Source organism: Micromonospora vulcania (genome assembly GCF_042658605.1).
Lineage (GTDB): Bacteria > Actinomycetota > Actinomycetes > Mycobacteriales > Micromonosporaceae > Micromonospora > Micromonospora vulcania.
In genome coordinates this window covers 86,677-97,220 of sequence record NZ_JBHSQS010000019.1, presented here as the reverse complement: position 1 = coordinate 97,220, position 10,544 = coordinate 86,677, and the positions used below count along the sequence as shown (strand labels likewise).

Genomic DNA, 10,544 nt, shown 5'->3' with positions numbered 1-10,544 from the left:
CCCCGCCCGCCCCCTCCGCGTCGATCTAGGGAAAATCGTCGCTCATTGATCTCTAGTCACAACGATTTGCCCTAGATCGACGCGCGAGTGCGGGGTGCGGGTGTGCGGGTGCGGGTGTGCGGGGTGCGGGCGCGCGGGGTGCGGGCGCGCGCGGGGTGCGGGTGTGCGGGCGGGTGGGGTGGTTAGGCCAGGTCTACGGTGGGGTAGAGCGGGTGGGGGGCCAGCAGGTCGGTGGCCTGGCGGGAGACCTTGTCGGCCACGGCCGGGTCCAGGGTGTACTTGGCCTTCGACGGGGTGCCGTCCGCGTTGGCACCCGCGGTGGTGTGGGTGAGCACCGTGTGGATCAGCTCCGCGGTCTGGTCCATCTCGGCCGTGCCCAGGCCACGGGTGGTCAGCGCGGGCGTGCCGATCCGGATGCCGGAGGTGTACCACGCGCCGTTCGGGTCCTGCGGGACCGAGTTGCGGTTGGTCACGATGCCCGAGTCCAGCAGAGCCTGCTCGGCCTGGCGGCCGGTGAGCCCGTAGCCGGACACGTCGATCAGCACCAGGTGGTTGTCGGTGCCGCCGGTCACCAGCTTCGCGCCCCGGTTCAGCAGCCCGTCCGCGAGGGCCTGCGCGTTGGTCACGATCCGCTGGGCGTAGTCGGCGAAGTCCGGCCGGCGCGCCTCGGCCAGCGCGACCGCCTTGGCGGCCATCACGTGCGGCAGCGGACCACCGAGCACCATCGGGCAGCCCCGGTCCACCTGGTCGGCCAGCTCGGGCTGGCAGAGCACCATGCCACCGCGCGGGCCGCGCAGCGACTTGTGGGTGGTGGTCGTGACGATGTGCGCGTGCGGCACCGGGTCGAAGTCGCCGGTGAACACCTTGCCCGCGACCAGGCCGGCGAAGTGTGCCATGTCGACCATGAAGGTGGCGCCGACCGAGTCGGCGATCTCCCGCAGGATCCGGAAGTTCACCTTCCGGGGGTACGCCGAGTAGCCGCCGACCAGGATCAGCGGCTTGAACTCGCGGGCCACCTCGGCCACCCGGTCGTAGTCGATCAGCCCGGTCGTCGGGTCGGTGCCGTAGCTGCGCTGGTCGAACATCTTGCCGGAGATGTTCGGCCGGAAGCCGTGGGTGAGGTGGCCGCCGGCGTCCAGCGACATGCCGAGCATCCGCTGGTTGCCCAGCTCGCGGCGCAGCGCGTACCAGTCGGCCTCGGTCAGGTCGTTGACCTGGCGTACCTGCGCCTTCTTCAGCGCGGGGGACTCCACCCGGTCGGCCAGCACCGCCCAGAACGCGACCAGGTTGGCGTCGATGCCCGAGTGCGGCTGCACGTACGCGTGCGCGGCGCCGAACAGCTCCCGGGCGTGCTCGGCGGCGAGCGCCTCGACGGTGTCCACGTTCTGGCAGCCGGCGTAGAAGCGGCGCCCGACGGTGCCCTCGGCGTACTTGTCGCTGAACCAGTTGCCCATCGCCAGCAGGGTCGCCGGGGAGGCGTAGTTCTCGCTGGCGATGAGCTTGAGCGATTCCCGCTGATCGGTCAGCTCGGCACCGATGGCGTCGGCCACCCGCGGCTCGACGGCCCGGATCACCTCGAGGGCACTTCGGAATGCGGTGGATTCGGCGTTGCGCGACATGCGACCTCCTACAGACGTGCGGAAGGCCCAGGCGCTCGGCAGACGTCCTCGTGACGGGACCGCTCCCCGATGGTTGTCCATCTTCACGCGCCAGTAACGGCCCACGATGATCCTACCGCCCGACCCGACCCCACTGGTCTCGGGACGCGTACCGCGCCCGTGTCGTACGCGTGCGCGGCTCGTCCGGTTCGGGACAGCGCCGCGACGGTTCGATGGGGAACAATGTCGCCCGGGGCGGGCGGACCGCCGCGAGACGAAGGGGTGTATTCGCCGATGACGGTCGTCCGAGGTCTGCGGGAAGCACTGCTGCTGTTCGTGATCGCCGCGGTCCTGGTCGCGGTCGCGACGGCGGTCTGGGTGGCGGTCGCCGGGGGCGACTTCACCTCCCGGCTGGGGATCGCGTTGATGGTGGTCGGCGCGCTGCTCGGGGTGACCGGCGACCTGACGCTGAGCCGGATGGGCATGCTGGGCCCGAGCGCCACGTTCGGGCTCGCGCCCGAGCGCGAGGAGGCCGGCGGTGGGCGGGTGCTCACCGGGGTCGGCATCTTCCTCTTCGTCGGGCTGCCGCTGATCCTGGTCGGGGTCCTGCTGATCACCTGAGCGGGTGCCCGCCCAGGTGCCGGTGCTCAGCCGCGCCGTTGCAGCAGGGCCACGGTCAGCCCGGGCGCGTGCGCGACCCGGACCACGTCGTACTTCTCGGTGAGCACGGCGGCCTGCTTCTTCGGCAGCTTGGTCAGCGGCGCGTCGGTGACCGAGGGCACCAGCACCCAGAGGCGCGGTTCGTCCCGCAGACAACGCGCGGGGTCGGCGCAGTCCGCGCCGAACAGCTCGTCGCGCTGGGCGGCCGATCGCTGTTGGAAGACGTTGCGCGGTGCGACGTCCGCCGGCAGGTAGTAGCGCACCCCGGGCTCGTGCATCCACCACCATGGGCCACCCGCGACCAGCCCGTCACCGGGCTGGTAGTCCGCCTCGATGATCCGCGCCGCCCCCGAGTAGGACAGCGGCGTGAACGCCCGGGCCTGCGGATAGGTGTACCAGCCGTGCGAATATTCGGCCCGCAGCGCCAGTTGACCGGGCACGGACAGCGCGGCGAGCGCCACCAGCGCCACCGCCACCAGCGGGGTACGGCGCAGCGCGGCGACGCCCGCGCCGGCCAGCACCGCCCAGGCCGGCAGCAGGAACAGCAGGTACTTGGAGAAGAAGTAGTTGATGTCGCCGGTGGAGGCCACCAGGATCACCGGCAGCGGCAGCGCGGCGACCACCGCCGCGACGGCGGTCCGAGCCGCGGTGTCGCGGCGCAGGTGGGTCAGCACACCCACGACGGCCAGCGCGGTCACCGCCGCGGCGATCAGCGGCGAGCCGTAGGCCTGCTCCCAGACCGTCCAGGGCGCGCTGTCCGGGATCCAGCTGATCTGCCGCCCGGCCTGTTTCATGCCCCGCAGGATCACCGGCGCGGCGATCGCCACCCCACCGGCGGCGCTGAGCACGAACCAGGCCAGCGACCACCAGCGGCGCTCCCGCCAGCAGTGGATCAGAACAGCGACCCCGTGCCCGAGCAGCAGGGTCAGCGCCACCACGTTCACGACACCGATCCCGGCGACCGCCAGCGCGTACGCCACCCAGCGCAGCAACCCGGGCCGCTCCAGCGCGCGCAGCAGCAGCAGCGTGGCCGCCGCGGCGGCGAGGACGACGAAGGCGTACGACCGGGTCTCCTGCCCGAACCGGGTGACGGTGGGCACCAGGGCGAACGCGAATCCGGCGGCGACGCCGGCCGTCCGGTCGAAGACGCGGCGCCCCACCAGCGCGACGCACGCGGTGGCCAGGGTCATGGCCAGTGCCGAGGGCAGTCGTACCGCGGTTGGCCCGGTGCCGGCCAGCGTGGTCCAGCCGTGCATGAACAGGTAGTAGGCCCCGTGCACCGCGTCGACGTTCGCCAGCATGCCCAGGATCTGACCGGTGGAGCGGGTCGCCACGTTCACGGTGACCAGCTCGTCGTGCCACATCTCCGGGTCGCCGATCCGCCAGCAGACCGCGAGCGCGGCGAACGCAGTCGGCCAGAACCAGACGCTCCGCACCAGCCGACGCACGAGGGTATGAAGCCGCCGACGGTCTGGCCCGGCCGGCGCCGGGGACGGTCCGGTGTCGGTCTGCGCGGGATGCGCGTCCGTGGCGACGGCGCGGTCTGACATCGGCGTCCGATCCGGGGGTGCGTGCGGTGCGGGCGCGACGATGATAGCCCCCGCCGGTTCCACGGTCGGACCCGTCGTCGAGGCCCGGACGCTGCCGTCGCGGTGGGGGGCCGCGCGCCCGTTCGCCGGTACCGCGACGTCTGTGCGAGGCTGGTAACGTGGCCGCGCCGATCGCCACCCCCACCACGCACAGTGAGGCTCGCGCAACCGATGATTGTCGACATCATGCTCCCGTACTACGGGAGTGTGCCTCTTATGCAGGCAGCGGTGCGCAGCGTGATGGCGCAGAGTGACCCAGGCTGGCGGCTGACGGTGGTCGACGACGGCACCGAGCCGGGGGTGCCGGAATGGTTCGCCGGCATCACCGACGAGCGGGTCAGTTACCAGCGCAACGAGCACAACCTCGGGGTCACCGGCAACTACCGCAAGTGCGTCGGCCTCGCCGAACACGAGTACCTGGTGATGATGGGCACGGACGACATCATGCACCCCAACTATGTCGAGACCGTGCGATCGGTGATCGAGCAGTACCCGGGTGTGTGCATGATCCAGCCGGGGGTCGAGGTCATCGACGCCGACGGCACGGTCGTCAACACCATGGTCGACGAGGCCAAGCGGCGGCTCTACGCCCCTCGCGTCGACTCCCGCGAGTTGATGGGCGGCGAGGATCTGGCGGCCAGCCTGCTGCGCGGCTGCTGGTTCTACTTCCCGTCGATCTGCTGGCGCACCGACGCGCTCAAGGCCGTCGACTTCCGCGACGAGTTCCAGGTCATCCAGGACCTGGCCCTGGTGATCGACCTGATCCAGCGGGGCGAGCAGATGGCGGTGGACAACACCCTCTGCTTCCAGTACCGCCGGCACGCGGTCAGCAAGTCCGCCGCAGACGCGGTCAACGGCTCCCGGTTCACCGAGGCGCGGGCCTACTTCGTCGACGTCGCCCGGCGGATGGACGAGCAGAACTGGCCTCGTGCCGCCCGGGCTGCCCGCCGGTACACGTCGTCCCGCCTGCACGCCATCACTCTGCTGCCGGCGGCGGTCCGCTCCGGGCAGATGTCCGGCATCCGCAGCCTCTCCCGGCACGCGTTCGGGCCGGGCCGATGAGCGACGACGACCGCCAGGGGGAGCGCATGATCGTCAAACCGCGGCGTCCGCTGGAGGACGCGGACAGCCCGCTGCGGGTGGTCGTGCTCGGCGGCACCGGCTTCCTCGGCCGCCCGATCTGCCACGCGCTGGCCGACCAGGGTCACGACGTGGTCGCCCTCGCACGGAACGTGCGCGAGGTCGGCTCGGGCGTCGTGGTCCGCGCGCTGGACCTGGCCGACGCCGACGTGGACGAGATCACCGCGGTGCTGCGCGACCTGGATCCGGACGTCGTGGTCAACGCGGCGGGCGGCATGTGGGGGCTGACTGACGCGCAGATGGTCGCGGTCAACGTCACTCTCGTCGAGCGGCTGATCGAGGCCGTGGCCCGGCTGCCCCGCGGGGTCCGGGTGATCCAGCTGGGCAGCGTGCACGAGTACGGGCTGGTCCCGGTCGACACCTCGATGTCCGAGGAGCTGACGCCGGCGCCGGTGATGCCGTACGGCGAGTTCAAGCTGCGCTGCACCCGGGCGGTCGCGGAGGCGTCCCGACAGGGCCGGATCGACGGCGTCACGCTGCGGGTCGGCAACGTGATCGGCGCCGGCCAGCCGGGGCACAGCCTGCTCGGGGTGGTCGCCGCCCGGCTTCGGGACGCTCAGCGGGCCGGCGAGCGGGCCCGCCTGGAGCTCGCGCCCCTCGGTTCCCAGCGAGACTTCGTCGGGCTCAGCGACGTGGTCGCCGCCGTGCTGCTGGCCGCGACCCGGCCCGACGCGCCCGGCCAGGTGATCAACATCGGTCGGGGAGTCGCGGCCAGCGCGCGTGATATGGTCCAGCTCCTCATCGACGTGAGTGAGGTGCCGACCGATCTGGTCGAGGCCGAGCGCACCGGCCCCGCCGAGACCAGTTGGCAGCGGATGGACGTCGGGCTGGCCGCCACGGTGCTCGGCTGGTCGCCGAGCGATGATCTGCACACTGAGATGAAGCAGTTGTGGGAGCACGCCGGCGCCGAGGTGCCCGCCTGATGGTCGAGAGGTTCCTGACCGCATGACTACCCCCGCCCTCGTCCGGTCCCGCGGCACGCTGGCCGACCTCCTTTCCGGCCGCAGCAACGGTATCGGTCTGATCCGGCTCTGCCTCGCCGTGGGCGTCGTGTTGTCGCACTCCAAGCCACTCGGCTTCGGTGCCAACGACCTCGGCTACCACCTGTTCGGTCGGCAGACCAACGTCGGCACGATGGCCGTGTACGGCTTCTTCGTGCTCTCCGGCCTGCTCATCACCCGCAGCGCCCGGCGTACCGGCCTGATTCGCTACGCGTGGCACCGCTGCCTGCGCATCTTCCCCGGCCTCTGGGTCTGCCTGCTGATCACCGCGCTGGTGGTCGCCCCGCTGGTCGCGCTGCGCGAGCACGGCACCACCGACGGCCTCTTCGACAACCCGTGGGACCGCGGCGGCCCGCTGGCCTACCTGCAGGCCAACTGGTGGACCGGTGTCCGCCAGTACGGCATCCAGGACCTGCTGCGGGAGAGCACCCCGTGGGGTCAGAAGAGCAACTCCAGCGTCTTCAACGGCGCGCTGTGGTCGCTGAAGTACGAGATGTTCTGCTACGTCGTGGTGGGCGTGCTGGCGGTGACCGCGGTGCTGCGTCACGCCCGCCGGTTCGTGCTGTTCCTGACCGTCGCGTTCTACCTGAGCATCGTGCAGGACTGGTGGAGCTCCGGGCACTTCAGCGGCCCGGCCTCCACGGCGAGCTGGACGTTCGACTCGCCCCTGGTGGGCGTGATGAGCTTCCACTACATCGTCTACCTGGGCTTCCTATTCGCCTTCGGCGCGACGCTGGACCTCTACCGGGAGCGGGTGCCGATCAACGACGCGCTGGGCATCGGCTCGGCACTGGCCCTCGGGCTGTCGCTGCTCTTCGGCGGCTTCTTCGCCATCGGCCTGCCGGCGTTCGCGTACCTGCTGATCTGGCTGTCGGTCCGGATGCCGCGCCAGCTGCACTGGGTGGGCCGCAAGAACGACTACTCGTACGGCATCTACATCTACGGGTTCATCTTCCAGCAGGTGATGGCGAGCCTGGGCTGGAGCCGCTGGGGGTACGTGCCGTTCGCGGCGATGTCGGTGGCGGTCGCCTTCGCCGCCGCGTTCGTCTCGTGGAAGCTGGTCGAGCGGCCGGCGCTGCGGCTCAAGGACTGGACGCCGGGCTTCGTGGCCCGCCGCTCGGCCCCGCGGGTGCCGGTCGAACAGCAGAGCGCGGTGGCCGAGGAGCCGACCTCGACGCCCACGCCGTCGGCGGGCGGCCCGACGGAGGAGCTGCCGCAGCAGCGCGCCTCGCTGCTCTCCGGCCGATAGCCGCCGCGCTGGTCTGCGGCCGATAGCCGCCGCGCTGGTCTGCGGCCGATAGCCGCCTGGCCCGCCCCCGCGTCGTACTCTCGGGGGCGTGGCCACAGCGGCGGAGGAGATCCGGGTGGGGGAGCGGCTGGTCCGCGTCTCCAGCCCGGACAAGCCGTACTTCCCGGAACGTGGGCTGACCAAGCTGGACGTGGTCCGCTACTTCCTCGCGGTGGGTGACGGCATCCTGCGCGCGTTGCGGGACCGACCGACCATGCTGGAACGCTGGCCGCGCGGCGTCTTCGAGGGCGCGACGATCGCCACCCGGCAGACCAACCGGGGCGACGCGTTCTATCAGAAGCGGTTGCCGGCCGGTGCGCCCGAGTGGGTGCGCACCGCGCACATCACGTTCCCCAGCGGCCGTACCGCCGACGAGGTCGCGCCGAGCGAACTGGCCGTGGTGATCTGGGCGGCCAACCTGGGCACCCTGCGTTTTCACCCGTGGCCGGTCGTCGCCGCCGACGTGGAGCGCCCCGACCAACTGCGCATCGACCTCGACCCGATGCCCGGCGTCGGGTTCGAGCAGGTGGTGCCGGTGGCCCGGGAGGTACGGGCGTTCCTCGCCGAGTTGGGCCTGACCGGCTACCCGAAGACCACCGGCGGCCGGGGCCTGCACATCTATCTGTCGATCGAGCCGCGGTGGAGCTTCGGCGACTGCCGGCGGGCGGTGCTCGCGCTGGGCCGGGAGATGCAGCGCCGGCTGCCCGAGCTGGTCACCACCACCTGGTGGCGCGAGCAGCGGGACCGGCCGGTCTTCGTCGACTACAACCAGATGTCGCGGGACCACACGATGGCCTCGGCGTACTCGATCCGGCCGACGCCCCGGGCGTTGGTGTCCGCGCCGCTGACCTGGGCGGAGCTGGACGACGCCCGCCCGGAGGACTTCGACGTGCTGTCCCTGCCGGCCCGGTTCGCCGAGCGGGGTGACCCGCACGCCGGCCTGGACGGCGATCGGCACTCGCTGGAGCCGCTGCTGGAGCTGGCCGACCGGGAGGGGCTCCAGGCCCCGCCCGAACGCTGACCCTCCCGCCCTCAGGTCGCGGCCGAAGGGGTCACAGCTTGGCGATCACCGGTTTGAGTGCGGCGCCCACCTGGGGTCCGAGCGTCGTCGAGTAGGTGGCGGTCAGGTGGTGCGCGTCGCGCCAGACGAGGACGCCTCCGATGACGGGAGCGCACCGGTCGGCGGGACAGATCCAGTCGTTCAGGTCGATCAGGTGGACGCCGGTGAGCCCGTCGGCTGCCTCTTCCTGAGCGGGACCGCCCCCACGGCTGAGGGCCTCGGCCCGGGGCGTGGCGCACTTCTTCAATCGATTCAGGTTCTTCGACACGCATTCGGCGACGTCCTTCAGGTGCAGCGGCGTGTCCCGCAGCACCACCACCGGGACGTTCTCCGCGACCATGCCGCTCCACGTTTCCTTCAGCTCGCGGACCATCGCGGATCGCCATTTCGCCGGCGGCTCGCCCCGGACCGGGTACTCGGCGTTGGTGACGATCAGGAGGTCGGGGCGGTTCCCGCCGAGCAGGCCGGCCCGTACCTTCTTGTTCCATTCGGTGCAGGAGGAGTAGGGCCGGCCGTTCAGGTTGATCTCGGCCGTCAGGAACGGGCAGCCGCCCTTGGTGTAGGTGGCGAGGCGCCAGCCGTTCGTCTCCGCCGCGCGGCGCAGGGCAGGGACCCAGTGGTCCGCGTGGGAGTCGCCGACCAGCGCGATCCTGGTCGCCGAGTTGGCATCTCCATAGACGCAGACCTCCGGGTTCGACGATTCCAGGCTCACATGGCAACTCTTCGTCACCTGCACCAGCGGCGCGTCCTGAGCCGCCTTCGCGGGGTCGGGGGTGATCGAGGCGACCCGGTCGACGGGCACCCCGGCGCGGCTGGTGCGGGGGGAGGAACCGAGGGCCGCGGCGCCCGGGGCGGGCGGAGGCGCCGCCTGCGTGCTCGCCCCCGGCACCTGGCCCATGACCACCGACGACGCCGGTGTCGGGCCAGCCGTCGACGGGACGACCAGTTGGAACGCCAGACCGGCCAACGCGGCGGCGCCGGTGCACACGGCTCCGACGCGCAGAGCGACCGGCGGCCGATCGGCGAGGGTCCGGGACCGGCGGACCGGGTTCTCGACGAAGTGGTAGGTCAGCACGGCGGGGATCACCGAGGCGGCCACGACCGCGAGCGCGGCGCCGACGCCGAGGTCACCGAAGTACGCCTGCGCGGCGATCAGCACCGGCCAGTGCCACAGGTACAGCGAGTACGAGATGCCGCCGACGTAGCGCAACGGCTGCCTGCCCAGCAGGAGGGCGGGCCCGGCCCGGCCGGCCGCCGAGCCGAAGGCGATCACCGCGGCCGTGCCGAGGGTGGGGCCGAGAGCGGCGTACCCGGGGAAGCCGGCCTCGGTGCGGATCAGCACGGCCGAGGCGCCGACGGCGATCAGCCCCGCCCAGGCCAGGGGTACGGCGACCAGGCGTGGGGATCGGCTCAACCAGATGGCGGTGACGGCGACGGCACCGCCCAGCGCCAACTCCCACATCCGGGTGGTGGTCACGTAGTACGCCGACGCGTCGGTCGGCGAGACGTACAACGCCCACGCGAACGAGGGGATCGCGATCAACGCCAGCCCGAACAGGTAGAGGCCGCGATGCCCGCGGCCCCTGCGCCGGGCGAACCACCCGAGGGCGATCAGCAGCAGTGGCCAGACCAGGTAGAACTGCTCCTCGACGGCGAGCGACCAGAAGTGTTGGGCGATGCTCGGGGCGTCGTTGGCGGCGACGTAGTCCAGGGACTGCGCCGCCATGCGCCAGTTCATCGCGTAGCACGCACTGGCGATGACGTCCCAAGCGGTCGTCAACCAACGGCCACGGGGCAGGAAGAAATAGGTCAGCACCAGGGTCACGAGCAGGACCGTCGCGGCGGCGGGCAGGAGGCGCTTGGCTCGCCGGGCGTAGAAGTCGGTGAGCGAGAGCCGGCCACGCTGGTCGAGTTCCTCAAGCAGCAGGCCGGTGATGAGGAAGCCGGAGATCACGAAGAACACGTCCACACCGACGAAGCCGCCGGGTAGGTGCGGCACTCCGGCGTGGCCGAGGAGCACCAACAGCACCGCCATCGCGCGCATGCCTTCGATGTCCCCCCGGAAGGACCGCGGGCTGCTCGATGTGGGAGTGGGCTTCGACGGTGGCGGGGCGGCGGCCCTGGCCTGTGTCCACAACTCGTTGGATATAGCCACGTCGCGGATAGTAGGGCTCTTTTGGAGTAGAGCCCTCCATTTGGCCCATTTGT

The 10,544-nt window shown here is 71.5% G+C and carries 8 protein-coding genes and 1 riboswitch; of the genes, 5 read left to right on the top strand and 3 right to left on the bottom strand.

The window, feature by feature from the left end:
• Nucleotides 1–182: 182 nt before the first annotated feature.
• Nucleotides 183–1,619, bottom strand: a complete 1,437-nt coding sequence (locus ACFQGL_RS25410) for a glycine hydroxymethyltransferase (protein WP_377514953.1) — start codon at nt 1,617–1,619, stop codon at nt 183–185.
• Nucleotides 1,620–1,637: 18 nt separating this feature from the next.
• A riboswitch (ZMP/ZTP riboswitch) is annotated at nt 1,638–1,727 on the bottom strand.
• A gap of 165 nt (nt 1,728–1,892) precedes the next feature.
• Here ACFQGL_RS25410 and ACFQGL_RS25405 point away from each other — a divergent pair.
• Nucleotides 1,893–2,219 (top strand): hypothetical protein, encoded by a 327-nt coding sequence (locus ACFQGL_RS25405; RefSeq protein WP_377514951.1) that lies wholly within the window; start codon nt 1,893–1,895, stop codon nt 2,217–2,219.
• A gap of 26 nt (nt 2,220–2,245) precedes the next feature.
• Here the strand turns inward: ACFQGL_RS25405 and ACFQGL_RS25400 are convergent, their stop codons facing one another.
• Nucleotides 2,246–3,694 carry a glycosyltransferase family 39 protein gene (locus ACFQGL_RS25400; protein WP_377514950.1) on the bottom strand — a complete coding sequence of 483 codons (1,449 nt, stop codon included), beginning with the start codon at nt 3,692–3,694 and terminating at the stop codon, nt 2,246–2,248.
• Between the two features lie 324 nt (nt 3,695–4,018).
• On the opposite strand from ACFQGL_RS25400, the gene ACFQGL_RS25395 reads away from it, so the two are divergent.
• The 4 genes from ACFQGL_RS25395 to ACFQGL_RS25380 all read left to right on the top strand — a co-directional run bounded on the left by ACFQGL_RS25395 (nt 4,019) and on the right by ACFQGL_RS25380 (nt 8,297).
• Nucleotides 4,019–4,909, top strand: coding sequence for a glycosyltransferase family 2 protein (locus tag ACFQGL_RS25395; protein WP_377514948.1), 891 nt, complete (start codon nt 4,019–4,021; stop codon nt 4,907–4,909).
• A gap of 26 nt (nt 4,910–4,935) precedes the next feature.
• Complete coding sequence (locus tag ACFQGL_RS25390) at nt 4,936–5,910, top strand: NAD-dependent epimerase/dehydratase family protein (protein WP_377514947.1); 975 nt, start codon at nt 4,936–4,938, stop codon at nt 5,908–5,910.
• A gap of 22 nt (nt 5,911–5,932) precedes the next feature.
• Nucleotides 5,933–7,237, top strand: coding sequence for an acyltransferase family protein (locus tag ACFQGL_RS25385; RefSeq protein WP_377514945.1), 1,305 nt, complete (start codon nt 5,933–5,935; stop codon nt 7,235–7,237).
• Nucleotides 7,238–7,325: 88 nt separating this feature from the next.
• Nucleotides 7,326–8,297: a DNA polymerase domain-containing protein gene (locus ACFQGL_RS25380; protein WP_377514943.1), complete on the top strand. Its 972-nt coding sequence runs from the start codon at nt 7,326–7,328 to the stop codon at nt 8,295–8,297.
• A 31-nt stretch (nt 8,298–8,328) separates the two neighbouring features.
• Here the strand turns inward: ACFQGL_RS25380 and ACFQGL_RS25375 are convergent, their stop codons facing one another.
• Nucleotides 8,329–10,491 carry an acyltransferase family protein gene (locus tag ACFQGL_RS25375; RefSeq protein ID WP_377514942.1) on the bottom strand — a complete coding sequence of 721 codons (2,163 nt, stop codon included), beginning with the start codon at nt 10,489–10,491 and terminating at the stop codon, nt 8,329–8,331.
• Nucleotides 10,492–10,544 lie beyond the last annotated feature (53 nt).

Excerpts from the sequence above, each read along its gene's own strand:
- ACFQGL_RS25395 (WP_377514948.1), top strand. The coding sequence starts at position 4,019 with ATGATTGTCGACATCATGCTCCCGTACTACGGGAGTGTGCCTCTTATG.
- ACFQGL_RS25390 (WP_377514947.1), top strand. The coding sequence starts at position 4,936 with ATGATCGTCAAACCGCGGCGTCCGCTGGAGGACGCGGACAGCCCGCTG.
- ACFQGL_RS25410 (WP_377514953.1), bottom strand. The coding sequence starts at position 1,619 with ATGTCGCGCAACGCCGAATCCACCGCATTCCGAAGTGCCCTCGAGGTG.
- ACFQGL_RS25405 (WP_377514951.1), top strand. The coding sequence starts at position 1,893 with ATGACGGTCGTCCGAGGTCTGCGGGAAGCACTGCTGCTGTTCGTGATC.
- ACFQGL_RS25385 (WP_377514945.1), top strand. The coding sequence starts at position 5,933 with ATGACTACCCCCGCCCTCGTCCGGTCCCGCGGCACGCTGGCCGACCTC.